This window comes from Pseudomonas sp. IT-P171, from assembly GCF_949767765.1.
Classification (GTDB): Bacteria; Pseudomonadota; Gammaproteobacteria; order Pseudomonadales; family Pseudomonadaceae; genus Aquipseudomonas; species Aquipseudomonas fluorescens_B.
Window position 1 is genome coordinate 169,710 of record NZ_CATKQN010000022.1, and the last position, 24,062, is coordinate 193,771.

Genomic DNA, 24,062 nt, shown 5'->3' on the forward strand with positions numbered 1-24,062 from the left:
CAGGCTGCTCCCACAGGGGATTTTCGATGCTTGGAATAACGGAGCAGGCACAAAAAAGGGAGGCCACTCGGGCCTCCCTCTTCCATTGCGATCTGCCGTTACAAACTGGCAATCCGCGCGTGCTGCTCGGCCAGCTTGCCCAAAGCCTGTTCGGCTTCAGCCAGTTTGGCGCGTTCCTTCTCGATGACTTCGGCCGGGGCCTTGTCGACGAAACCGGCGTTGGACAGCTTGCCGCCCACGCGCTGGACTTCGCCCTGCAGACGCAGGATTTCCTTGTCCAGACGTGCCAGTTCGGCGTCCTTGTCGATCAGGCCGGCCATCGGCACCAGCACTTCCATCTCACCCACCAGCGCGGTGGCAGACAGCGGTGCTTCTTCGCCGGCAGCCAACACGGTGATCGATTCGAGGCGCGCCAGTTTTTTCAACAGGGCTTCGTTTTCGGTGAGGCGGCGCTGATCTTCGGCGCTGACGTTTTTCAGGAACAGGTTCAGCGGCTTGCCTGGCCCGATGTTCATTTCGCCACGGATGTTGCGCGTGCCGAGCATCAGTTCCTTGAGCCATTCGATATCGTTCTCGGCCGCCGGATCGATGCGCTCTTCATTGGCCACTGGCCAAGGCTGCAGCATGATCGTCTTGCCTTCGATACCGGCCAGCGGCGCGATGCGCTGCCAGATCTCTTCGGTGATGAACGGCATGAATGGGTGCGCCAGACGCAGGGCAACTTCCAGCACTCGAACCAGCGTGCGACGTGTGCCGCGCTGACGTTCAACCGGCGCGTTTTCGTCCCACAGCACAGGCTTGGACAGTTCCAGGTACCAGTCGCAATACTGGTTCCAGATGAACTCGTACAAGGCTTGTGCCGCGAGGTCGAAGCGGAACTGGTCGAGTTGACGGGTCACTTCGGCTTCGGTGCGTTGCAGCTGCGAGATGATCCAGCGATCCGCCAGCGACAGCTCGTAGGCTTCGCCGTTCTGGCCGCAGTCTTCGCCCTTGTCGAGCACGTAGCGCGCGGCGTTCCAGATCTTGTTGCAGAAATTGCGATAGCCTTCGACGCGGCCCATGTCGAACTTGATGTCGCGACCGGTGGACGCCAGCGAGCAGAAGGTGAAACGCAGGGCGTCGGTGCCGTAGCTGGCGATGCCGTCGGCGAACTCCTCGCGGGTCTGCTTCTCGATCTTCTTCGCCAGTTTCGGCTGCATCATGCCGGAGGTGCGTTTCTGCACCAGATCTTCCAGCTCGATACCGTCGATGATGTCCAGCGGGTCAAGGACGTTACCCTTGGACTTGGACATCTTCTGGCCCTGGCCATCTCGCACCAGACCGTGCACATAAACGGTCTTGAACGGAACCTGCGGTGTGCCGTCTTCGTTTTTCACCAAATGCATGGTGAGCATGATCATCCGGGCAACCCAGAAGAAAATGATGTCGAAACCGGTCACCAGCACGTCGGTGGAGTGGAATTTCTTAAGGAATTCGGTCTGCTCAGGCCAGCCGAGCGTGGAGAACGTCCACAGGCCCGAACTGAACCAGGTGTCGAGAACGTCGTTGTCCTGTTGCAGCGCAACGTCCGGGCCGAGGTTGTTCTTGGCCCGCACCTCGGCTTCATCGCGACCGACGTAGACCTTGCCCGACTCGTCGTACCAGGCCGGAATCCGGTGGCCCCACCACAGCTGGCGGCTGATGCACCAGTCCTGGATGTCGCGCATCCACGAGAAGTACATGTTTTCGTATTGCTTGGGCACGAACTGGATACGGCCGTCTTCAACGGCGGCAATCGCAGGCTCGGCCAACGGCTTGGTGGACACGTACCACTGGTCGGTCAGCCACGGCTCGATGATGGTGCCGGAACGGTCGCCTTTCGGCACTTTCAGCGCGTGATCGTTGACGCTGACCAGCAGGCCGGCCGCATCGAACGCCGCAACGATTTGCTTGCGCGCTTCGAAGCGGTCGAGGCCGACGTATTCGGCCGGGATCTTGCCGTCGATGCTTTCGTTCAGCGTGCCGTCGAGGTTGAACACCTGACAGGCCGGCAGTACGGCGGCGTTCTTGTCGAAGATGTTCAGCAGCGGCAGGTTGTGGCGCTTGCCGACTTCATAGTCGTTGAAATCGTGGGCCGGGGTGATTTTCACGCAGCCGGTGCCGAATTCCGGATCGCAGTAATCGTCGGCGATGATCGGGATGCGGCGGCCGACCAGCGGCAGCTCGACAAATTTGCCGATCAAGGCTTTGTAGCGTTCATCGTTCGGGTTAACGGCCACGGCGGCGTCGCCGAGCATGGTTTCCGGGCGAGTGGTCGCGACGATCAGGTAGTCATTGCCTTCAGCGGTCTTCACGCCGTCGGCCAGCGGGTACTTCAGGTTCCACAGGAAACCTTTCTCGTCGTGGTTTTCCACTTCGAGGTCGGAAATCGCCGTGTGCAACTTGGTGTCCCAGTTGACCAGGCGCTTGCCGCGATAGATCAGGCCGTCTTCGTGCAGACGTACGAAGGCTTCTTTAACGGCTTCCGAGAGGCCGTCGTCCATGGTAAAGCGCTCGCGACCCCAATCCACGGACGAGCCGAGGCGGCGGATCTGACGGCTGATGTTGCCGCCGGACTGATCCTTCCATTCCCAGACTTTCTCGAGGAATTTCTCACGGCCCAGGTCGTGACGATTCTGGCCTTGGGCTTCGAGTTGGCGTTCCACCAGCATTTGCGTGGCGATACCGGCGTGGTCGGTACCCGGCTGCCACAGGGTATTACGACCCTGCATGCGGCGGAAACGGATCAGGGCGTCCATGATCGCGTTGTTGAAGCCGTGACCCATGTGCAGGCTGCCGGTGACGTTCGGCGGCGGGATCATGATGGTGTAGGACTCGCCCGCGCCTTGCGGGGCGAAGTAATTCTCTGACTCCCAGGTGTTGTACCAGGAAGTTTCAATGGCGTGCGGCTGGTAGGTCTTATCCATGCGCGGCGGGACCCTATTGGCATTAATTCAGGAAAAGCCGACGAGTATAGCGGGGCATGGGGCACAGGGCGAGCGGGGGCAGACAGGCGCAGGGTGATTTGGGCGACGGGATTTGTCGGAACGTCCTTTTGGCGTCAACCACTGGAAAGGAGGCAGATAGCTCCGGGTTTCAGAGGGGACCCTGGCGTTCGCCATCAGGCTTGATCGAGACGGTAGACCATCCCTCCAGAAAAGTAGTTGATTGTATAGAGCATAAGTATGTCTTTTGGTTAATGTGTTTGCTTGTGAAAAGAGCATCAATCAAATTGGCTTACTTATTTTTGTTGTCTCTTGAGTACGGTAAAAAAACCAAAAAAAAAGCCACCCCTAGGGGTGGCTTTAAATCGGTCATCACTTCTGACGACCTGGCGGTCACCTCTCCAGATGACCTTTTTCGCTGCCAATGACATTTGTCAGCAAACGGGTGAAGTGTTGACTTCATTTGGTGGAGTCGGGGGGATTTGAACCCCCGTCCGCCAGTACTCCGCTGTCGGTTCTACATGCTTAGCCCGTTCAATTGAGTTAACCCGTCGCCGCCCGAGGGGCAGGGTGCTAAGGGCGAGCTGTGTAATATTTAGCCGTTACGTCCACAGCACACTACGCGGCGATTCTGTTCTGTATGACAATCAGGTCGGGTTTACAGAAATCCCCTTGTGATTGCTGGCGCCGAGGCAGCCAGAAGTGCTTAAGCGTAGAGCTTTTCCTTGAAGAAGGAATCGTTCACTGCAGGAGCACCGTAGTTGGCAAGTTTGGCAACTATCAAGTATGCAACAGTGGATTTACGAGTGCTGTTACCCACTCGGCATGCCCCTAGAGTTTTGTTACCGACGTCGAATCCTGATCGACCCCAAGTGCGCTAAGGCAGGGCAAATATAAGAAGGCTTAGTTGAATAATCAACAGATTTATTTGTTGGCTGTTGAGCGGTTTTTGACAGTATTTAGTTGGCGGATGCGGTAATTGACGGGGGAACTAAGCTACTAATTCGAATTGTTGTATGGAGCGTTATTTTCTAAAGGGGAAATGCTGAAAGAAACGTCCAGAATTGGTGGAGTGTCCGCCTTTATTCGGGCTGCAGCGATCCGGCAGTGGAAGATGCGTTTTACGAAACCACGATTTGCGTCCGTTCTCGGGTTTGCATCTGGATCGGGATTTTCGATGAAGCGACAGTACTCAACTTCAGTCGCCTATTGGAAAAAGGCGAACTGGCAAGCGGAATTTTGTGGGTCCCCCCAATCGTGCGCGATCAGGAGTGCCAATGCCGGGAGCCAGATTCTATATTTGGGGGGCAAATATAGAATCTCCCGCAGGTGGCTCAGTCGTTGTATTGGCTCAACAACCGTTCCAGACGCGCGCTGAGGCGGCGTTTGATTTCGGTTTCGATGTGCGGGGCGAAGTCGTCGATCACGTCTTGCATGATCAATTGCGCGGCGGCACGCAGTTCGCTGTCCAGGTGCAGCAGGTCGTCGGGGTTCTTGCCGGGGGCGGCTGCCGGCGAGGTGGCAGCGGCGGGTGGAGTCGGTTCTACGGTCGGCTGAGACGCGCTGACCGTGTCGAACAACATCGGAATCTGTTCCTGGTCTCCGTCCTCGACCGTGTCGGTCAGCAGAGGTGGTTGCAGGTTGTCATCGCCGAGCAACTGGCGGATCGACTCGAGGTCGTCCAGCAGGTGCGCGGACTTTTGCAGCGGTTTTGGAGTGTCCATCGGAATGCTCAGAGTCGCTGTAAACGGTGATCTTGCAGAGGATAGCCCTGTTCGCGGTAGAAACGGAAACTCTCCCGCGCCGCGGCACGAATCGTCGGATCTTCGACCACCACTTCCGCCACGCGGGCGAACTGTTTGGCGAAAGCCGGGACTTTCAGGTCAAGGTTGACCAGCAAATCCTGATGCTGACCGCAGTCATCGCCAAGTCCGAGCACAATCAAACCGTCGGGCTCGCTTTCGGCGGGGCCGTGGGGCACGAAGCTTTCGCCCTTGAAGGCCCACAGGCGCGCATCGAGATCGTCGCGCTGGGCGACATCGCTGCAATGCAGGTAGATGCGATGTCCCATGCGCCAGGCTTTTTCGGTGAGCTTGCAGGCGAAATCCAGTCGCGCCGAAGGATCAGCACTGGGCAGGATATAGAAGTCGACTTTGGTCATTGCGGTTCCTGAGCCTGGAGCGGCGTCACTCGAGAGTAACGCCGCCCAAGGTCATCGGTTTCAGGCTTTGGCGCGGTCCAGCAGGTATTGGGTCAGCAGGGGAACCGGACGGCCAGTGGCGCCCTTGTCCTTGCCGCCGCTGGTCCAGGCCGTGCCGGCGATGTCCAGGTGCGCCCAGTTCAGGTTCTTGGTGAAGCGCGACAGGAAGCAGGCGGCGGTGATGGTGCCGGCTTTCGGGCCGCCGATGTTGGCGATGTCGGCGAACGGACTGTCCAGCTGCTCTTGATACTCATCGAACAGCGGCAGTTGCCAGGCACGGTCGTCGGCAGCCTTGCCGGCGCTCAGCAGCTGGCCGATCAGTTCGTCGTTGTTGCCCAGCAGGCCCGAGGTGTGGGAACCCAGTGCAACGACGCAGGCGCCGGTCAGGGTCGCGATGTCGATCACGGCTTGTGGCTTGAAGCGCTCGGAGTAGGTCAGGGCGTCGCACAGCACCAGACGGCCTTCGGCGTCGGTGTTGAGGATTTCCACGGTCTGGCCGCTCATGGTGGTGACGATGTCGCCCGGACGCGAAGCGTTGCCGCTCGGCATGTTCTCGGCGCAGGCCAGGATGCACACCAGGTTGATCGGCAGCTTCAGCTCGAGCACGGCACGCAGGGTGCCGAAGACGCTGGCGGCGCCGCCCATGTCGTACTTCATTTCATCCATGCCGGCGCCCGGCTTCAGGCTGATGCCGCCGGTGTCGAAGGTGATGCCTTTGCCGACCAGTGCGTACGGCTTCTCGGATTTCTTGCCGCCGTTGTATTGCATGACGATCAGGCGCGGCGGCTGGGCGCTGCCCTGGCCGACGGCGTAGAACGAGCCCATGCCCAGTTCCTTGATCTTCTTCTCATCAAGGACTTCGACTTTCAGGGTTTTGAATTCTTTACCGAGGTTCTTGGCTTGTTCGCCGAGGAACGTCGGGTGGCAGATGTTCGGCGGCAGGTTGCCCAGGTCACGGGTGAATGCCATGCCGTTGGCGATGGCGGTGGCGTGGGCCACGGCGCGTTGCACTTCAGCCTGGGCGGCCTTGATGGTCACCAGGGTGATTTTCTTCAGGGCGCGCGGTTCGGCTTTCTGGCTCTTGAATTGCTCGAAGGAATATTCGCCGTCCACCAGGGTTTCCGCCAGCAGGCGGGTCTTGCCATAGCTGTCGCGACCCTTGATCACGACTTCGTCCAGCGCCAGCACGGCATCGCTGCCGCCCAGGCCTTTGAGGGTGTTGAGGACGCCGGCGATGATTTTGCGGAACGGACGGTCGCCCAGTTCTTCGTCCTTGCCCACGCCCACGAGCAGCACGCGTTCGGCTTTGAGGTTCGGCAGGCTGTGCAGCAGCAGGCTCTGGCCGACTTTGCCGGCCAGATCGCCGCGCTTGAGCACAGCGCTGATCGCGCCGCCGCTCAGTTCGTCGAGTTGCTTGGCAACGGCCCCGAGCTTGCGGCCTTCGCCGACGGCGACTACCAGGGTGGAGGTTTTCAACGTTTCCGGGTTAACGCTTTTTACAACCAGTTCCATGTCGGGGTCCCTGAGTGATGGGTCAACCAGTGCTCGACGACCTGCGCTCGAGCCTGCTTATAGATAGAAAGACGCAAGTCACGGCTTGCGACAAAGGCCGCAGTTTGAACCTCGGGCCCCGAGCCTGACAACCCTCGGTTGTACGATCTTCTACGCTTTAGCCGCCTGCTTGAGCGTGCGCAGTGACAGGCGCACCCAATCACAGGATAATGCGCCAACTTTTTTCGGCGGCTCTGCCCTGCGGGCTGCCTGATACGTTTGCTTGTTTGGCCGCCTTAGCCTGACAACCCTGGAGTGTCTGGTTTGATTGTCTTCCGTTATCTGTCCCGCGAAGTCCTGTTGACCTTGAGCGCCGTCAGCGCCGTGCTGCTGGTCATCATCATGAGCGGACGCTTCATCAAATACCTCGCCCAGGCGGCTGCCGGCCTTCTGGATCCGGGCTCGCTGTTCCTGATCATGGGCTTTCGTCTGCCAGGCTTTCTGCAGCTGATCCTGCCTCTGGGCCTGTTCCTCGGGATTCTGCTGGCCTACGGTCGCCTGTACCTCGAAAGCGAAATGACGGTGCTGTCGGCCACGGGCATGAGCCAGCAACGTCTGTTCACCATGACGCTGTTTCCGGCCACGCTGGTTGCGCTGGTTGTGGCCTGGCTGAGCCTGAGCCTGGCGCCACAAGGGGCCAATCAGTTCCAGTTGCTGCTGAACAAACAGGACGCCCTGACCGAGTTCGATACCCTTGAGCCGGGTCGCTTCCAGGCGCTGCGCGACGGAACCCGGGTGACCTACACCGAAACGCTGTCGGATGACCGCATCCACCTCGGTGGCGTGTTCATTTCGCAAAAGAACATCTCGTCGGACAAGAAGGATCGCGGGATTTCCGTGCTGGTGGCCGAGAAGGGCCGTCAGGAAATCCGTCCCGACGGTAACCGCTACCTGATTCTCGACAATGGCTATCGCTACGACGGTAACCCGGGGCAGGCCGACTACCGTGCAATCAAGTACGACGAATACGGCGTATTGCTGCCTAAACCGGACGTGAGCAGCGAAGTCACCGACCGTGATGCAATGCCCACCAGTTCCTTGTTCGGCAGTGACGACCTGCGTTCTCGCACCGAACTGCAATGGCGACTGTCGTTGCCGTTGCTGGTCTTCATCGTGACCTTGATGGCGGTGCCGCTGTCGCGGGTCAATCCGCGCCAGGGCCGTTTCCTCAAGCTGTTGCCGGCGATTCTTCTTTATATGGCTTATCTGAGCATCCTGATTGCCGCTCGCGGCGCCCTCGAAAAGGGCAAGATCCCGCCTGCGCTGGGCCTGTGGTGGGTTCATGGGATTTTCCTGGCCATCGGCCTGGGGCTGCTCTATTGGGAACCCTTGCAGTTGAAGCGGGCAAGTCGCCGCAGCGCGCTGGAGGTGGCCCGTGGTTAAGCTCGATCGCTACATCGGCAGCAGCGTCTTCGTCGCGATCCTGGCAGTACTGGGGATCATTCTCGGCCTGGCGACACTGTTTGCCTTCATCGACGAGATGGGTGACGCCAGCGACACCTACACCCTGGTCGATGTGTTGAGCTACGTCCTGCTGACGGCACCGCGCCGTCTGTACGACATGTTGCCGATGGCGGCACTGATCGGCTGCCTGATCGGCCTCGGCAGTCTGGCCAGCCACAGCGAACTGACCATCATGCGCGCTGCGGGCGTGTCGGTCGGGCGGATCGTCTGGGCGGTGATGAAGCCGATGCTGGTGCTGATGCTGGTCGGTCTGTTGATCGGCGAGTACATCGCGCCGGCGACCGAAAGCACGGCGCAGGCCAACCGCTCGCTGGCTCAGGGCAGTGGCGATGCACAAAGCGCCAAGCATGGCCTGTGGCACCGTCAGGGCGACGAGTTCATCCACGTCAACTCGGTGCAGCCCAACGGTCTGCTGTATGGCGTGACCCGTTATCGCTTCGACGATCAGCGCCATATGCTGTCCTCGAGCTTCGCCAAGCGTGCGGAGTTCGACAAGGATCACTGGCAGTTGAGCGATGTCACTACCACGCTGTTCCATGACAAGAGCACTGAAGTGGTGACGACTCCGGTCGAGCGCTGGAACGTGGCGTTGAGCCCGCAGTTGCTGAGTACCGTGGTGATGTCGCCGGATTCGCTGTCGATCACCGGTCTGTGGGGATACATCCACTACCTGGCGGATCAGGGCCTGAACAATGGCCGGTACTGGCTGGCATTTTGGGTCAAGGTGTTGCAACCGCTGGTCACTGCCGCGCTGGTACTGATGGCGATTTCCTTCATCTTCGGTCCTCTGCGCTCGGTGACCCTCGGTCAGCGGGTCTTCACTGGCGTACTGGTGGGCTTTACCTTCCGCATCGTCCAGGATCTGCTCGGGCCTTCGAGCCTGGTGTTCGGTTTCTCGCCGCTGTTTGCGGTGCTGGTGCCGGCGGGTGTGTGCGCCCTGGCCGGGGTCTGGTTGTTGCGCCGGGCCGGTTGATAACGGGTATTTCCCGTCCTTGACGCCGATAAAAACGCCCCTGTCGCAAGACCGGGGCGTTTTTTGTAGGTGCCGTCTGACCTGCGAACGTGACGCTTGCGCCGTGGATCAGGTACAATTCCCGGCTATTTTTCGGCGGGCTATGCCTGCAGCCTTTTTGAGTGTTGATCCGTGAGTGATTTGAGTCATATCCGCAATTTCTCCATCATCGCCCACATTGACCATGGCAAGTCGACGCTGGCCGATCGCTTCATCCAGATGTGCGGCGGCCTTGCCGAGCGCGAAATGGAAGCCCAGGTGCTGGACTCCATGGACCTGGAACGTGAACGCGGGATCACCATCAAGGCCCACAGCGTCACCCTCTATTACACCGCTCGCGATGGTATCAAGTACCAGCTGAACTTCATTGACACCCCGGGCCACGTTGACTTCACCTACGAAGTCAGTCGGTCGCTGGCGGCCTGTGAAGGTGCATTGCTGGTAGTCGATGCCGGTCAGGGCGTCGAAGCGCAATCGGTAGCCAACTGCTACACGGCGATCGAGCAGGGCCTGGAAGTCATGCCGGTCCTGAACAAGATCGACCTGCCACAGGCCGATCCGGAGCGCGTCAAGGAAGAAATCGAAAAAATCATCGGCATCGATGCTACCGACGCCGTCGAGTGCTCGGCCAAGACCGGCCTGGGCGTCGATGAAGTGCTCGAGCGTCTGGTTCACACCATTCCTGCGCCGACCGGCAACATCGAAGATCCGCTGCAAGCGTTGATCATCGATTCCTGGTTCGACAACTACCTGGGCGTTGTTTCCCTGGTACGTGTGCGTCACGGTCGTGTGAAGAAGGGCGACAAGATCCTGGTCAAATCCACCGGCAAGATCCACCTGGTGGACAGCGTCGGCGTGTTCAACCCGAAACATACCCCTACCGCTGACCTGAAGGCTGGTGAAGTAGGCTTCATCATTGCCAGCATCAAGGACATCCACGGTGCCCCGGTCGGTGACACCCTGACCTTGAGCTCCACGCCGGACGTTGACGTGCTGCCCGGCTTCAAACGCATTCAGCCGCAGGTCTACGCCGGTCTGTTCCCGGTCAGCTCCGACGACTTCGAAGACTTCCGCGAAGCCCTGCAAAAGCTCACGCTCAACGATTCGTCCCTGCAGTACACCCCGGAAAGCTCCGACGCCCTGGGCTTCGGCTTCCGTTGCGGGTTCCTCGGCATGCTGCACATGGAAATCATCCAGGAGCGCCTGGAGCGCGAGTACGACCTGGACCTGATCACCACGGCACCGACGGTGATTTTCGAGCTGTTGCTGAAAACCGGTGAAACGATTTACGTCGATAACCCGTCGAAGCTTCCTGACCTGTCCTCGATCGAAGACATGCGTGAGCCGATCGTGCGGGCCAATATTCTTGTGCCGCAAGAGCACCTGGGCAACGTCATTACCCTGTGCATCGAGAAGCGTGGCGTGCAGCACGACATGCTGTTCCTCGGTTCGCAGGTCCAGGTGACCTACGATTTGCCGATGAACGAAGTGGTCCTGGACTTCTTCGACCGTCTCAAGTCCACCAGCCGCGGCTATGCTTCGCTGGATTACCATTTCGATCGTTATCAATCGGCTAGTCTGGTGAAACTGGATGTGCTGATCAACGGTGACAAGGTCGACGCCCTGGCGCTGATCGTGCACCGCGATAATGCGAACTACAAAGGTCGCCAGTTGACCGAGAAGATGAAAGAACTGATTCCACGGCAGATGTTCGACGTGGCAATCCAGGCCGCCATTGGCGGTCAGATTGTGGCGCGGACAACCGTCAAGGCACTCAGAAAGAACGTATTGGCCAAATGCTACGGTGGTGACGTCAGCCGTAAGAAGAAACTGCTGGAAAAGCAAAAGGCCGGTAAGAAACGCATGAAGCAAGTCGGCAACGTGGAAATTCCACAAGAAGCCTTCCTTGCAGTGCTCAGGTTGGATAGTTAGGTCCTATGTCACTAAATTTCCCGCTGTTGCTGGTCATCGCCGTGTTCGTCTGCGGCCTGTTGGCGTTGCTCGATCTGGTTTTCCTGGCGCCGCGTCGGCGTGCGGCCATTGCCTCCTATCAGGGCAGCGTCAGCCAGCCTGATGGGGTGGTGGTCGAAAAACTGAACAAAGAGCCGTTGCTGGTCGAATACGGCAAGTCGTTCTTCCCGGTGTTGTTCATCGTGCTGGTGCTGCGTTCGTTCCTGGTGGAGCCGTTCCAGATTCCTTCCGGCTCGATGAAACCGACCCTGGACGTCGGCGACTTCATTCTGGTGAACAAGTTTTCCTACGGCATCCGCCTGCCAGTGATCGACAAGAAAGTCATTGAAGTGGGTGATCCGCAGCGCGGCGACGTGATGGTGTTCCGCTACCCGAGCGATCCGAACGTCAACTACATCAAGCGTGTAGTCGGCCTGCCGGGTGACCAGATTCGCTACACCGCTGACAAGCGTCTGTTCGTCAACGGTGAGTCGATCGCCGAGCAACTCGTCGGCTCCGAGCCGGGCACGCTGGGCAGTGCCGAGCTCTACAAGGAAAAACTCGGCGTCGCCGAGCACCTGATCCGCAAGGAAATGAGTCGCTATCGCGCATCGCCGGACCATACCTGGACCGTGCCTGCCGGGCACTACTTCATGATGGGCGACAACCGCGACAACTCGAACGACAGTCGCTACTGGGATGATCCGAACATTCCCAAGGATCTGCTGGGCATGGTTCCCGACAAGAATATCGTCGGCAAGGCTTTCGCAGTCTGGATGAGCTGGCCGGAACCCAAACTCAGTCACCTGCCGAATTTCTCGCGGGTTGGCCTGATCAAGTAATCACACACGGCGCTGTTGAACACAGCGCCGAATGCATTTCTGGAACCGCCACAATCGGCGCCAGAGGCATGAAAACAATGATATTCAGGATGTAATTTTTGAACACAGCGTTAATTGTCCCAAGCCTGCGCCGCACCACGGCGATGGCGGTGGAATCCAGCCACGAACTCAGCGTGGATAAACCGTGAGCGTCTCCTTAAGCCGTCTAGAGCGTCAGCTCGGCTACACCTTCAAGGATCAGGAACTGATGGTCCTGGCCCTGACTCACCGCAGCTTTGCCGGGCGCAACAACGAACGCCTGGAATTCCTCGGTGACGCCATCCTCAACTTCGTCGCTGGCGAGGCATTGTTCGATCGCTTCCCCCTGGCCCGCGAAGGCCAGTTGTCGCGATTGCGCGCACGCCTGGTGAAAGGTGAGACTCTGGCGGTACTGGCCCGCGGTTTCGATCTGGGCGAGTACTTGCGTCTGGGTTCCGGCGAGTTGAAAAGCGGTGGTTTCCGTCGCGAGTCGATTCTGGCCGATGCCCTGGAAGCGTTGATCGGTGCGATCTACCTCGACGCGGGCATGGACGTGGCGCGCGAGCGCGTGCTGGCCTGGCTGGCCGGAGAGTTCGAAGGCCTGACGCTGGTCGACACCAACAAAGATCCAAAAACCCGCTTGCAGGAATTCCTGCAATCGCGTGGTTGTGAGCTGCCGCGTTACGAAGTGGTGGATATCCAGGGTGAGCCGCATTGCCGGACGTTCTTCGTCGAATGTGAAATCACCTTACTGAATGAAAAAAGCCGAGGTCAGGGTGTGAGTCGTCGTATTGCCGAACAGGTAGCGGCCGCCGCAGCACTGATTGCCCTGGGTGTGGAGAATGGCAATGACTGATTCAACCGCAACACGCTGTGGCTATGTTGCCATCGTCGGCCGTCCCAACGTGGGCAAGTCCACGCTGCTGAACCACATCCTCGGCCAGAAGCTCGCGATCACCTCGCGCAAGCCGCAAACCACCCGCCACAACATGCTGGGCATCAAGACCGAAGGCGCCGTCCAGGCGATCTACGTCGACACCCCGGGCATGCACAAGGGCGGCGAAAAGGCCTTGAACCGCTACATGAACAAGACCGCTTCGGCAGCGTTGAAAGACGTCGACGTGGTGATCTTCGTGGTGGATCGCACCAAATGGACCGACGAAGACCAGATGGTTCTCGAGCGCGTCCAGTACGTGACCGGCCCGTTGATCGTGGCGCTGAACAAGACCGACCGCATCGAAGACAAATCCGAGCTGATGCCCCACCTGACCTGGTTGCAGGAACAGCTGCCGAACGCGCAGATCATGCCGATCTCGGCGCAGCACGGGCACAACCTCGAAACGCTGGAGCGGGTGATCGCCGAGCACCTGCCGGAAAACGATCACTTCTTCCCGGAAGACCAGATCACCGACCGCAGCAGCCGTTTCCTCGCCGCTGAACTGGTGCGCGAGAAAATCATGCGCCAGATGGGCGCCGAGCTGCCATACCAGATCACCGTGGAAATCGAAGAGTTCAAGCAGCAGGGCAAAACCCTGCACATTCACGCCTTGATCCTCGTCGAGCGTGATGGCCAGAAGAAAATCATCATTGGCGACAAGGGCGAGCGCATCAAGCGCATCGGCACCGAGGCGCGCAAGGACATGGAGCTGCTGTTCGACTCCAAGATCATGCTCAACCTCTGGGTGAAAGTGAAAGGTGGCTGGTCCGATGACGAGCGCGCGCTGCGTTCGCTGGGTTACGGCGACCTGTAGTCCTGCATAAAGATCCACCGTGGGAGCGAGCCTGCTCGCGATGAGGGCCTGGTATTCAACATCAATGTTGACTGACAGACCGCTATCGCGAGCAGGCTCGCTCCCACAATGGTTTTGGGCTGTTTGTAAAACTGCGCTCCTTCATTGAGATCTGCGATTTCCATGTCCCAACCCATCGGCCAACCCGCCTACGTCCTCCACTCCCGTGCCTACCGTGAAAACAGCGCATTGGTGGATTTCCTCACGCCGCAAGGTCGGCTGCGGGCGGTGTTGCGCAGTGCGCGGGGCAAGGCCGGGACGCTGGCGCGGCCATTCGTGCCGTTGGAGGTCGAGTTCCGCGGTCGCGGGGAATTGAAGAATGTCGGGCGCATGGAAAGTGCTGGCGTTTCCACCTGGCTCAACGGCGAAGCGCTGTTCAGCGGTCTTTACCTCAATGAGCTGTTGATTCGTCTGTTGCCCTCCGAAGACCCCCATCCCGCTGTATTCGACCACTACGCCGCGACGTTGCTTGCGCTGGCCGAAGGTCGTCCGCTGGAGCCGTTGTTGCGTTCCTTCGAATGGCGCCTGCTCGACGATCTCGGTTACGGCTTCGCCCTGACGACTGACATCCATGATGCACCCGTCGCACCGGACGGCCTCTATCGCTTGCAGGTCGATGCTGGTCTGGAGCGGGTTTACTTGCTGCAACCCGGTCTGTTCAACGGCACCGAGCTGCTGGCCATGGCCGATGCCGACTGGTCAGCCCCTGGCGCGTTGTCCGCCGCCAAGCGTTTGATGCGTCAGGCATTGGCCGTTCACTTGGGCGGTCGTCCCCTGGTCAGTCGCGAGTTGTTTCGCAAGCCCTGATCACCCCGTATGCTGTGCACCGAACTTTCTCTACTTCTGGAGCGCTTCCGTGACCACCAGCAATCGCATTCTTCTTGGCGTGAACATCGACCACGTTGCCACCCTGCGTCAGGCCCGGGGCACTCGCTATCCCGATCCGGTCAAGGCTGCACTGGACGCGGAAGAGGCGGGCGCTGACGGCATCACCGTGCACCTGCGTGAAGACCGTCGGCACATCCAGGAACGTGACGTACTGCTGCTCAAGGATGTATTGCAGACCCGCATGAACTTCGAAATGGGCGTCACCGAAGAAATGATGGCGTTCGCCGAACGCATCCGTCCGGCGCACATTTGCCTGGTTCCGGAAACGCGTCAGGAACTGACCACCGAAGGCGGTCTGGACGTGGCGGGGCAGGAAGCACGGATCAAGGCCGCGGTGGATCGCCTGGCGAAGATCGGTTGCGAAGTGTCGCTGTTCATCGATGCAGACGAGCGGCAGATCGAAGCGTCCCGCCGTGTTGGTGCGCCGGCCATCGAGCTGCACACCGGTCGTTACGCGGACGCCGAGACACCGACGGATGTGGCTGAAGAGCTCAAGCGCGTGGCGGATGGCGTTGCGTTTGGCCTGGCCCAGGGGCTGATCGTCAATGCCGGCCACGGTTTGCACTATCACAACGTCGAAGCCGTCGCGGCGATCAAGGGTATCAATGAACTGAACATCGGCCATGCGCTGGTGGCGCATGCGTTGTTTGTCGGGTTCAAGTCGGCGGTGTCGGAAATGAAGGCGCTGATTCTGGCTGCGGCCTTGAAAGGCTAAGATCAAAAGATCGCAGCCTTCGCTAGCGCCTGCAGGTGTACACATACCCTGTAGGCGCTAGCGAAGGCTGCGATCTTTTTCTTTTTTAAAGCTGCGGGGTTTCCTGATTCGGCTTGCTCTTGTCGACCCCCGGCACATGCAGGTTGCCTTCGGCGACCTGATTGCCTTCCAGCTGCGGTTGCGTCACCCACGTCAGGATGTCGTAGTAGCGACGGATGTTCGCCACAAAATGCACCGGCTCGCCGCCCCGGGCGTAGCCGTAACGGGTTTTGCTGTACCACTTCTTTTCGGACAGGCGCGGCAGGATTTTCTTCACGTCCAGCCACTTGTCCGGATTCAGACCTTCCTTGGCCGCCAGTTTGCGCGCGTCATCCAGGTGACCGCTGCCGACGTTGTAGGCCGCCAGTGCAAACCAGGTGCGGTCCGGTTCCTGGATCGATTCGTCCAGCTGGTCCTTCATATAAGCCAGGTACTTGGCGCCGCCCATGATGCTCTGTTTCGGATCGAGGCGATTGGACACGCCCATGGCTTGCGCGGTGTTCTGGGTCAGCATCATCAGGCCGCGGACGCCGGTCTTCGAGGTGACGGCAGCCTGCCACAGCGATTCCTGATAACCGACCGCCGCCAGCAGGCGCCAGTCGACTTTTTCTTTCTTGGCGTAGGTTTTGAAGTGCTGCTCGTACTTGGGCAGCCGTTGCTGCAAGTGCTGGGCGAAGGTGGTGGCGCCCATGTAGCCCAACACATCGACGTGCCCGTAGTAGCGGTCTTTCAGGCGTTGCAGGGTGCCGTTCTTCTTCACCTTGTCGAGGTAGTCGTTGATCTCGTTGAGCAGGCTGTTGTCGTCGCCGGCCGCCACGGCCCAGCTCTGATTGCTGGCGTCACCGAGGTCAAACGCGACTCGAATGTTGGTGAAGTAGACCTGGTTCATCGCCACTTCGTTGGAGTCGACCAGGGTCAGATCGATCTGGCCTTCATCCACCATGCGTAGCAGGTCGACGACTTCAACCGCGTCGGACTCTTCGTATTCAATGCCGGGAAATTTCTGTTTCAGCTCCGCCAGTTGCCCGGCGTGGGTGCTGCCCTTGAGCACCATGATCTTCTTGCCGACCAGATCCTTTGGATCGGTCGGCCGCGACTGGCCGTTGCGATAGATGACCTGCGGGGTGACTTCCAGGTAGGGGTGGGAAAACCGCACCTGCTTCTTGCGCGATTCGCTGCTGACCAGGCCGGCCGCCGCGATGACCGGGCCGTTGGGCTTGCCCACCTGGTTGAACAGGTCGTCGAGGTTGTCGGCGGTTTCTATCTTGAGTTCGACCCCCAGATCGTCGGCGAAGCGCTTCACCAGCTCGTATTCGAAGCCGGTTTCACCGTTGCGATCCTGAAAGTAGGTGGCGGGGCTGTTTCGGGTAACCACCCGCAGCACACCATCCTCCTTTACGCGCTCCAGCGTGTTGGGTTTATCAACACAGCCACTGAGCACCAGGAAGAGTCCGGTTGCGATCAGCCATTTGGCGTACCGCGGACGCAAAGCCGTTGGGGAAAACATCTGCGCAGTATACGCAAAGGACCACGAGCGCCATATCTCGACAGCGAAGGCCTTGTCTGCTAGAGAGTGAAAAACCGCTCTGGAGCCCGCAGGAATGGGCTTGAACCGCAATTTGTGACACAAAAAATAACACCTGACGGACCGCTGTTGCAGGCCCGAATACCCAGCCCGACGTTCGGGTACGGCCGTGCGTACCGTTTCGGGTGATGTCGCGGGCGGTTTAGGCTAGAATGCACGGCCTCAAAGCACACCCCTTCCCGAGGCTGTCCCGAAGATGTTGATCCTGCGCGGCGCTCCTGCCCTTTCTGCCTTTCGCCACAGCAAACTCCTTGAGCAACTGAGCCAGAAGGTTTCGGCTGTCAGCGGCTTGTATGCTGAATTCGCTCACTTCGCCGAAGTTACCGGCGTCCTGACCGGCGACGAACAGCAGGTGCTCGCGCGCCTTCTGAAGTACGGTCCAAGCGTTCCGGTCCAGGAACCGACCGGTCGCCTGTTCCTGGTGTTGCCGCGGTTCGGCACCATCTCGCCGTGGTCCAGTAAAGCCAGCGACATCGCTCGCAACTGTGGCCTGAGCAAGATCCAGCGCCTGGAGCGCGGCATCGCGTTCTACGTGGCCGGCCAGTTCAGCGACGCCGACGCGCAGCTGATCTCTGATGCGCTGCACGACCGCATGACCCAGATCGTCCTCGGCAACCTGGAACAGGCTGCCGGTCTGTTCAGCCACGCCGAGCCGAAGCCCCTGACCGCGATCGACGTGTTGGGCGGCGGCCGCGCCGCGCTGGAAAAAGCCAACACCGAGCTGGGCCTGGCCCTGGCCGAAGACGAGATCGACTACCTGGTCAACGCCTTCGTTGGTTTGAAGCGCAACCCGCACGACATCGAACTGATGATGTTCGCCCAGGCGAACTCCGAGCACTGCCGTCACAAGATCTTCAACGCCAGTTGGGACATCGACGGTCAGAGCCAGGAAAAAAGCCTGTTCGGCATGATCAAGAACACTTACCAGATGCACAGCGAAGGCGTTCTGTCCGCTTACAAGGACAATGCTTCGGTGATCGTCGGTAACGTTGCCGGCCGTTTCTTCCCGGACCCTGAAACCCGCCAGTACGGCGCGGTGCAGGAACCGGTGCACATCCTGATGAAAGTCGAAACCCACAACCACCCGACCGCGATTGCCCCGTTCCCGGGCGCGTCGACCGGTTCCGGTGGCGAGATTCGCGACGAAGGCGCTACCGGTCGCGGCGCCAAGCCAAAGGCTGGCCTGACCGGCTTCACCGTTTCGAACCTGCAGATCCCTGGCTTCGAACAGCCGTGGGAAGTGCCGTACGGCAAACCCGAGCGCATCGTCACCGCGCTGGACATCATGATCGAAGGCCCACTGGGTGGCGCCGCGTTCAACAACGAATTCGGCCGTCCGGCCCTGACCGGTTATTTCCGTACCTTCGAACAGTCGATCACCACCCCGCGTGGCGACGAAGTTCGTGGCTACCACAAGCCGATCATGCTGGCCGGCGGCATGGGTAACATCCGTGCCGAACACGTACAGAAAGGCGAAATCACCGTCGGCTCCAAGCTGATCGTACTCGGCGGCCCGGCGATGTTGATCGGCCTGGGCGGCGGCGCGGCTTCCTCCATGGCCACCGGCACCAGCTCGGCTGACCTGGACTTCGCGTCCGTACAGCGCGAAAACCCTGAGATGGAACGTCGCTGCCAGGAAGTCATCGACCGTTGCTGGCAGTTGGGTGACAAGAACCCGATCAGCTTCATCCACGACGTCGGTGCGGGCGGTCTGTCCAACGCGTTCCCGGAACTGGTGAACGACGGCAACCGTGGCGGTCGCTTCGAACTGCGCAACATTCCAAACGACGAGCCGGGCATGGCCCCGCACGAAATCTGGAGTAACGAATCCCAGGAACGTTACGTTCTGGCAGTTGGCCCGGCGGACTTCGAACGCTTCCAGGCAATCTGCGAACGCGAGCGTTGCCCGTTCGCCGTGGTCGGCGAAGCCACCGCAGAGCCGCAACTGACGGTCACCGACAGCCACTTCGGCAACAGCCCGGTGGACATGCCGCTGGAAGTGCTGCTGGGCAAAGCCCCGCGCATGCACCGTTCGGCCGTGCGTGAAAACGAACTGGGTGACGATTTCGATCCAGCCACGCTGGAAATTGCAGACTGCGTCGAACGCGTTCTGCATCACCCGGCCGTGGCGAGCAAAAGCTTCCTGATCACCATCGGCGACCGCACCATCACCGGCCTCGTGGCCCGTGACCAGATGGTCGGCCCGTGGCAGGTTCCGGTGGCCGACGTTGCCGTCACCGCCACCAGCTTCGACGTCTACACCGGTGAAGCGATGGCCATGGGCGAGCGTACTCCGCTGGCACTGCTGGACGCTCCGGCGTCGGGCCGCATGGCCATCGGCGAAACCCTGACCAACATCGCCGCTTCGCGCATCAACAAGATCTCCGACATCAAGTTGTCGGCGAACTGGATGTCCGCAGCCGGTCACCCGGGTGAAGACGCGCGCCTGTACGACACCGTGAAAGCGGTCGGTATGGAACTGTGCCCTGACCTGGGCATTACCATCCCGGTGGGCAAGGACTCCATGTCCATGGCCACTCGCTGGAACGACGAAGGGGTCGACAAGACCGTGACTTCGCCGATGTCCCTGATCGTGACCGGTTTCGCGCCAGTGGCTGACATCCGTCAGACCCTGACCCCGGAACTGCGCATGGACAAGGGCACCACCGACCTGATCCTGATCGATCTGGGCCGGGGCCAGAACCGCATGGGCGCCTCGATCCTGGCCCAGGTTCACGGCAAGCTTGGCTCGCAAGCGCCGGACGTCGATGATGCCGAAGACCTGAAAGCCTTCTTCGCGGTGATCCAGGGCCTCAACGCCGACGGTCACCTGCTGGCTTACCACGACCGTTCCGACGGTGGTTTGCTGACCAGCGTTGTGGAAATGGCCTTCGCCGGCCACTGCGGCCTGAGCCTGAACCTCGACGGTCTGGCAGAAACTTCCGCCGACATCGCCGCGATCCTGTTCAACGAAGAACTGGGCGCCGTGATTCAGGTTCGCCAGGACGCCACCCCGGACATCCTCGCGCAGTTCAGCGCTGCCGGCCTGGGCGAGTGCGTGTCGGTGATCGGTCAGCCGATAAACAACGGCGAGATCAACATCACCTTCAACGGTGACACCGTCTTCGAAGGTCAGCGTCGTCTGCTGCAACGTCAGTGGGCCGAGACCAGCTACCAGATCCAGCGTCTGCGCGATAACGCCGACTGCGCCGAACAAGAGTTCGACGTGCTGCTGGAAGAAGACAACCCGGGCCTGAGCGTCAAGCTGAGCTACGACGTCAACCAGGACGTCGCCGCGCCTTACATCAAGAAAGGCATCCGCCCACAGGTTGCCGTGCTGCGTGAGCAGGGCGTCAACGGCCAGGTGGAAATGGCCGCCGCGTTCGACCGCGCCGGTTTCAACGCGATCGACGTGCACATGAGCGACATTCTCGCCGGCCGTGTCGACCTGAACGAGTTCAAAGGTCTGGTGGCTTGCGGTGGTTTCTCCTACGGCGACGTACTGGGTGCCGGCGAAGGCTGGGCCAAGTCCGCGCTGTTCAACAGCCGTGCTCGCGATGCATTCCAGGGCTTCTTCGAACGCAACGACAGCTTCACCCTCGGCGTGTGCAACGGTTGCCAGATGATGTCCAACCTGCACGAGCTGATTCCGGGCAGCGAGTTCTGGCCGCACTTTGTGCGTAACCGTTCCGAGCAGTTCGAAGCCCGCGTGGCGATGGTTCAGGTCCAGGAGTCGAATTCGATCTTCCTGCAGGGCATGGCCGGTTCGCGCATGCCGATCGCCATCGCACACGGTGAAGGTCATGCCGAGTTCGAAAGCGAAGAGGCGTTGCTGGAAGCCGATCTGTCCGGTTGCGTTGCGATGCGTTTCGTCGACAACCATGGCAAGGTCACCGAAAACTACCCGGCCAACCCGAACGGTTCGCCGCGCGGGATCACCGGTTTGACCAGCCGCGACGGTCGCGTAACGATCATGATGCCGCACCCGGAGCGAGTGTTCCGCGCCGTGCAGAACTCGTGGCGTTCGGAAGACTGGAACGAAGACGCGCCATGGATGCGCATGTTCCGTAACGCTCGCGTGTGGGTGAACTAAGCGCCGTGTACAAGCTCAGCTTTTTTGTTCCCGACAGTCATGTCGAAAGGGTCAAAAGCGCCGTATTCGCCGCCGGTGGCGGACGGATCGGGGCTTATGATCACTGCGCGTGGCAAGTGTTGGGCCAGGGTCAGTTTCGCCCATTGGATGGCAGCCAGCCGTTCATTGGCGAAGCGGGGCAGGTCGAACAGGTTGAGGAATGGAAAGTTGAGCTGGTGGTGGCGGATGAGTTGATCCGGGCGGTGGTGGCGGCTTTGAAACAGAGCCATCCCTACGAGACACCGGCTTACGAAGTGTGGCGGTTGGAGGATTTTTGATCCCAAGGCCGCTGCAATGAAAAACCCGCCAAGGCGGGTTTTTTGTTGCCCAGTATTTATAAACCTACAAAGGATTGCGTTCATTCACCCACAAAAAAGGCGACCCCTTCACAGGAGTCGCCTTTCCTTTTACCGCCGCTAAAACTTACTCGGACAGTTTGTACGCAATCACATAGTCACCTTGCTTGGTGCCCAGCGAACCGTGACCGCCCGCGACGACCAGCACGTATTGCTTGCCGTCCTTGCCGGTGTAGGTCATTGGCGTGGTTTGCGCGCCTGCAGGCAGACGACCTTCCCACAACTGTTTGCCATTTTTCACGTCGTAGGCACGCAGATACTGGTCGAGGGTGCCGCTCAGGAAACCAACGCCACCACCCGTGGTGATGGTGCCACCCAGACTAGGCACGCCCATGCTCAGCGGGATCGGAACCGGCGAGCTGTCACGCACGGTGCCGTTCTTGTGCTTCCACAGGACTTTGGAGGTGGTCAGATCGATCGCCGCCACATAGCCCCACGCCGGCGCCTGGCACGGCAAGCCCATTGGCGACAGCAGTGCTTCGAGGACCACGCCGTACGGCGCGCCTTTGTTCGGCTGCACGCCTTCGGTTTCGCTTTTGCGCGGGCCTTGGGCCGCGATTTCGGCGGCCGGGATCATTTTCGATTTGAACGCCATGTAGCTCGGGTTCACGAAAGCGATCTGACGCACCGGGTCAACCGAGAAACCGCCCCAGTCAAACACACCGAAGTTGCCTGGGTAAACGATCGAACCCTGCAGCGACGGCGGGGTGAACGGGCCGTCGTAGCGCATGGATTTGAAGTCGATCCGGCAGATCAGTTGGTCGAACGGGGTGACGCCCCACATGTCGCGCTCTTGCAGCGGCGGCGGCATCAGGTTGAGGTCGGATTTCGGTTGGGTCGGGGACGTGTGATCACCTTCGACAGCGCCCTGAGGCACCGGCACTTCGTTGATCGGCACGATCGGTTGGCCAGTGCTGCGATCCAGCACGTAGATGCTGCCTTGCTTGGTGGACGCGAGCACCGCCGGCTTCACGCCGTCAGCGGTTTTCAGGTCCATCAGGGTTGGCTGACCACCGACGTCCATGTCCCACAGGTCATGGTGGGTGAACTGCATGTGCCAGCGTACCTGGCCGGTTGCGATGTCGAGGGCGGTGAGGCCGGCGGCGTGCAATTCCGATTCAGGGGTGCGCGCACCACCGAACTGGTCCGGAGTCTGGTTACCCATCGGCAGATAAAGCATGCCGAGTTTTTCGTCGACGGCGAACATGGACCACATGTTCGGCGAGTTGCGGGTGTAGACCTTGCCTTCGGCAATCGGCGTGGTGTCGTCCGGGTTGCCGCTGTCCCAGTTCCACACCAGTTTGCCGGTGTGCACATCGAACGCGCGGATCACGCCGCTCGGCTCGTCGGTGGAAACGTTATCGGTGACGTGGCCGCCAATCACCACCAGGTCTTTGGTGACGGCTGGAGGCGAGGTGGAGTAGTAACCGCCGGCATTGAAGCCGCCGATGTTGGCGCTCAGGTCGACCTGGCCTTTGTTGCCGAAGTCTTCGCACATCTTGCCGGTGTCGGCGTTCAGGGCGATCAGACGGGTGTCGGCGGTCGGCAGGAAGATCCGGCGCGGGCAGACGCTGGCGACGGGAGCGCTGGCGCTGCCGGTCGGGCTCTGCTCGGAAGCGTAGACGGCGTCATCGTGATACGACACGCCACGGCAGGTCATGTGCGCCCAACCCTTGAAGTTCGCCGCGTTCTGCGTGGAGAGCTTCGGATCGAAACGCCAGATTTCCTTGCCGGTGTCCGGGTCCAGCGCGATCACCTGGCTGTGCGGTGTGCACACGTAGAGCATGCCGTTGACTTTCAGCGGGGTGTTTTCGGCAGTGGTTTCACCCGGATCGTTCGGCCCCGGCAGGTCGCCGGTGCGGTAGGTCCAGGCCGGAACGAGCTTGTTCACGTTCTGCGGAGTGATCTGCGTCAGAGGCGAGTAACGATCACCGTGGGCACTGCGGCCGTAGGAGTTCCAGTCGCCATCCGGCATGGCTGGCGCGGTGTTGGTCATGCCCGGGACGCTGTCGCGGTCCAGTTGGCCCTTGATTTCACCGGGGTTGGTGAACTGGCTGGCCAGTGCGGCAACACCGGCGAGCACCACGGCGATGCTGAGCGCGCCAGTGCCCGTCTTCGCTTCGCCTTCGCGCAGCAGCGGACGACGGAACCACGGCAGCAGCATGACAATACCCAGCGCGAACAACATCGCCAGGCGCGGCACCAGTTGCCACCAGTCCAGGCCGACTTCCCACAAGGCCCATACGGTGCTGGCGAACAGCACCAGTGCGTAAAGCCCGAGGGCGGCGCGGCGGGCCAGAATCAGCAGCACGCCGGTCAGTGCCAGGCCGATACCGGCCAGCAGGTAATACAGCGAGCCGCCGAGCATGCTCAGCTTGATCCCCCCGGCCAGCATGGCCAGGCCCATTAGCAGAAGCAGAATGCCGAGCAGGGTCGGCAATAGACGGCTTCGACTCAAAGCACCATCAGTGCTCATAGTGTGGTTCTCCGTGACGTTTCAAGTAGTCCCGCGCAAGTTCACTGTAGATGACGATCCGGCGCGGGCATGGTTCATATC

At 60.2% G+C, this 24,062-nt stretch carries 16 protein-coding genes, 1 other RNA gene and 1 pseudogene; 11 read left to right on the plus strand and 7 right to left on the minus strand.

Going from position 1 to position 24,062, the window contains the following annotated elements; genetic code table 11:
* Nucleotides 1-98: 98 nt before the first annotated feature.
* Both ACM6I5_RS15860 and ssrA read right to left on the minus strand, forming a co-directional pair.
* On the minus strand, nucleotides 99-2,945 hold the full coding sequence (locus ACM6I5_RS15860) for a valine--tRNA ligase (protein ID WP_017340638.1): 2,847 nt from the start codon (nucleotides 2,943-2,945) through the stop codon (nucleotides 99-101).
* Between the two features lie 482 nt (nucleotides 2,946-3,427).
* Nucleotides 3,428-3,833, minus strand: a transfer-messenger RNA (tmRNA) gene (gene ssrA, locus ACM6I5_RS15865).
* 219 nt (nucleotides 3,834-4,052) lie between these two features.
* On the opposite strand from ssrA, the pseudogene ACM6I5_RS15870 reads away from it, so the two are divergent.
* Nucleotides 4,053-4,211: pseudogene (locus tag ACM6I5_RS15870) on the plus strand (IS5/IS1182 family transposase); the annotation flags it as partial.
* An 86-nt stretch (nucleotides 4,212-4,297) separates the two neighbouring features.
* Here ACM6I5_RS15870 and ACM6I5_RS15875 read toward each other — a convergent pair.
* From ACM6I5_RS15875 to ACM6I5_RS15885, 3 genes are read right to left on the minus strand one after another with little or no spacing between them, the layout of a single operon-like run.
* A complete protein-coding gene (locus ACM6I5_RS15875) occupies nucleotides 4,298-4,687 on the minus strand; it encodes a hypothetical protein (RefSeq protein WP_017340636.1) in 390 nt (129 codons plus the stop codon).
* An 8-nt stretch (nucleotides 4,688-4,695) separates the two neighbouring features.
* Complete coding sequence (locus ACM6I5_RS15880; protein ID WP_017340635.1) at nucleotides 4,696-5,124, minus strand: DNA polymerase III subunit chi; 429 nt, start codon at nucleotides 5,122-5,124, stop codon at nucleotides 4,696-4,698.
* Between the two features lie 60 nt (nucleotides 5,125-5,184).
* Entirely contained in the window at nucleotides 5,185-6,675 is a 1,491-nt protein-coding gene (locus tag ACM6I5_RS15885) for a leucyl aminopeptidase (protein ID WP_017340634.1), read from the minus strand.
* Nucleotides 6,676-6,978: 303 nt separating this feature from the next.
* Between ACM6I5_RS15885 and lptF the strand changes: the two genes are divergently transcribed.
* From lptF to pdxJ, 8 genes are all read left to right on the plus strand, one after another.
* On the plus strand, nucleotides 6,979-8,097 hold the full coding sequence (lptF, locus tag ACM6I5_RS15890) for an LPS export ABC transporter permease LptF (RefSeq protein ID WP_017340633.1): 1,119 nt from the start codon (nucleotides 6,979-6,981) through the stop codon (nucleotides 8,095-8,097).
* Nucleotides 8,090-9,151 (plus strand): LPS export ABC transporter permease LptG, encoded by a 1,062-nt coding sequence (gene lptG, locus ACM6I5_RS15895; RefSeq protein WP_017340632.1) that lies wholly within the window; start codon nucleotides 8,090-8,092, stop codon nucleotides 9,149-9,151. Before lptF ends, lptG begins: the two co-directional genes overlap by 8 nt.
* 171 nt (nucleotides 9,152-9,322) lie before the next feature.
* Nucleotides 9,323-11,122 carry a translation elongation factor 4 gene (gene lepA / locus ACM6I5_RS15900; RefSeq protein WP_017340631.1) on the plus strand — a complete coding sequence of 600 codons (1,800 nt, stop codon included), beginning with the start codon at nucleotides 9,323-9,325 and terminating at the stop codon, nucleotides 11,120-11,122.
* 5 nt (nucleotides 11,123-11,127) lie between these two features.
* Nucleotides 11,128-11,982, plus strand: a complete 855-nt coding sequence (gene lepB / locus ACM6I5_RS15905; RefSeq protein WP_017340630.1) for a signal peptidase I — start codon at nucleotides 11,128-11,130, stop codon at nucleotides 11,980-11,982.
* A 184-nt stretch (nucleotides 11,983-12,166) separates the two neighbouring features.
* Nucleotides 12,167-12,856 (plus strand): ribonuclease III, encoded by a 690-nt coding sequence (gene rnc, locus ACM6I5_RS15910; RefSeq protein ID WP_017340629.1) that lies wholly within the window; start codon nucleotides 12,167-12,169, stop codon nucleotides 12,854-12,856.
* Nucleotides 12,849-13,751: a GTPase Era gene (era, locus tag ACM6I5_RS15915; RefSeq protein ID WP_017340628.1), complete on the plus strand. Its 903-nt coding sequence runs from the start codon at nucleotides 12,849-12,851 to the stop codon at nucleotides 13,749-13,751. The genes rnc and era overlap by 8 nt, the downstream gene beginning before the upstream one ends.
* Before the next feature lie 162 nt (nucleotides 13,752-13,913).
* Nucleotides 13,914-14,597 carry a DNA repair protein RecO gene (recO, locus tag ACM6I5_RS15920; protein WP_031319106.1) on the plus strand — a complete coding sequence of 228 codons (684 nt, stop codon included), beginning with the start codon at nucleotides 13,914-13,916 and terminating at the stop codon, nucleotides 14,595-14,597.
* A 49-nt stretch (nucleotides 14,598-14,646) separates the two neighbouring features.
* Entirely contained in the window at nucleotides 14,647-15,393 is a 747-nt protein-coding gene (gene pdxJ, locus ACM6I5_RS15925; RefSeq protein ID WP_008151581.1) for a pyridoxine 5'-phosphate synthase, read from the plus strand.
* An 85-nt stretch (nucleotides 15,394-15,478) separates the two neighbouring features.
* On the opposite strand, the gene mltF is transcribed toward pdxJ, so the two are convergent.
* The gene (gene mltF / locus ACM6I5_RS15930) at nucleotides 15,479-16,939 is read right to left on the minus strand and encodes a membrane-bound lytic murein transglycosylase MltF (RefSeq protein ID WP_017340626.1); all 1,461 of its coding nucleotides are present in this window, start codon (nucleotides 16,937-16,939) and stop codon (nucleotides 15,479-15,481) included.
* Between the two features lie 274 nt (nucleotides 16,940-17,213).
* Between mltF and purL the strand changes: the two genes are divergently transcribed.
* Both purL and ACM6I5_RS15940 read left to right on the plus strand, forming a co-directional pair.
* The gene (purL, locus tag ACM6I5_RS15935; RefSeq protein ID WP_017340625.1) at nucleotides 17,214-21,110 is read left to right on the plus strand and encodes a phosphoribosylformylglycinamidine synthase; all 3,897 of its coding nucleotides are present in this window, start codon (nucleotides 17,214-17,216) and stop codon (nucleotides 21,108-21,110) included.
* Nucleotides 21,111-21,115: 5 nt separating this feature from the next.
* Complete coding sequence (locus tag ACM6I5_RS15940) at nucleotides 21,116-21,427, plus strand: NGG1p interacting factor NIF3 (protein WP_414884201.1); 312 nt, start codon at nucleotides 21,116-21,118, stop codon at nucleotides 21,425-21,427.
* Between the two features lie 145 nt (nucleotides 21,428-21,572).
* On the opposite strand, the gene ACM6I5_RS15945 is transcribed toward ACM6I5_RS15940, so the two are convergent.
* The gene (locus ACM6I5_RS15945; protein ID WP_414880560.1) at nucleotides 21,573-23,981 is read right to left on the minus strand and encodes a glucose/quinate/shikimate family membrane-bound PQQ-dependent dehydrogenase; all 2,409 of its coding nucleotides are present in this window, start codon (nucleotides 23,979-23,981) and stop codon (nucleotides 21,573-21,575) included.
* Nucleotides 23,982-24,062 lie beyond the last annotated feature (81 nt).

What these genes read in the sequence shown, in the direction of transcription:
- ACM6I5_RS15860 (WP_017340638.1), bottom strand. Translation starts at nt 2,945, where the DNA reads ATGGATAAGACCTACCAGCCGCACGCCATTGAAACTTCCTGGTACAAC.
- ACM6I5_RS15875 (WP_017340636.1), bottom strand. Translation starts at nt 4,687, where the DNA reads ATGGACACTCCAAAACCGCTGCAAAAGTCCGCGCACCTGCTGGACGAC.
- ACM6I5_RS15880 (WP_017340635.1), bottom strand. Translation starts at nt 5,124, where the DNA reads ATGACCAAAGTCGACTTCTATATCCTGCCCAGTGCTGATCCTTCGGCG.
- ACM6I5_RS15885 (WP_017340634.1), bottom strand. Translation starts at nt 6,675, where the DNA reads ATGGAACTGGTTGTAAAAAGCGTTAACCCGGAAACGTTGAAAACCTCC.
- lepB (WP_017340630.1), top strand. Translation starts at nt 11,128, where the DNA reads ATGTCACTAAATTTCCCGCTGTTGCTGGTCATCGCCGTGTTCGTCTGC.
- era (WP_017340628.1), top strand. Translation starts at nt 12,849, where the DNA reads ATGACTGATTCAACCGCAACACGCTGTGGCTATGTTGCCATCGTCGGC.
- recO (WP_031319106.1), top strand. Translation starts at nt 13,914, where the DNA reads ATGTCCCAACCCATCGGCCAACCCGCCTACGTCCTCCACTCCCGTGCC.
- mltF (WP_017340626.1), bottom strand. Translation starts at nt 16,939, where the DNA reads ATGTTTTCCCCAACGGCTTTGCGTCCGCGGTACGCCAAATGGCTGATC.
- purL (WP_017340625.1), top strand. Translation starts at nt 17,214, where the DNA reads ATGTTGATCCTGCGCGGCGCTCCTGCCCTTTCTGCCTTTCGCCACAGC.
- ACM6I5_RS15945 (WP_414880560.1), bottom strand. Translation starts at nt 23,981, where the DNA reads ATGAGCACTGATGGTGCTTTGAGTCGAAGCCGTCTATTGCCGACCCTG.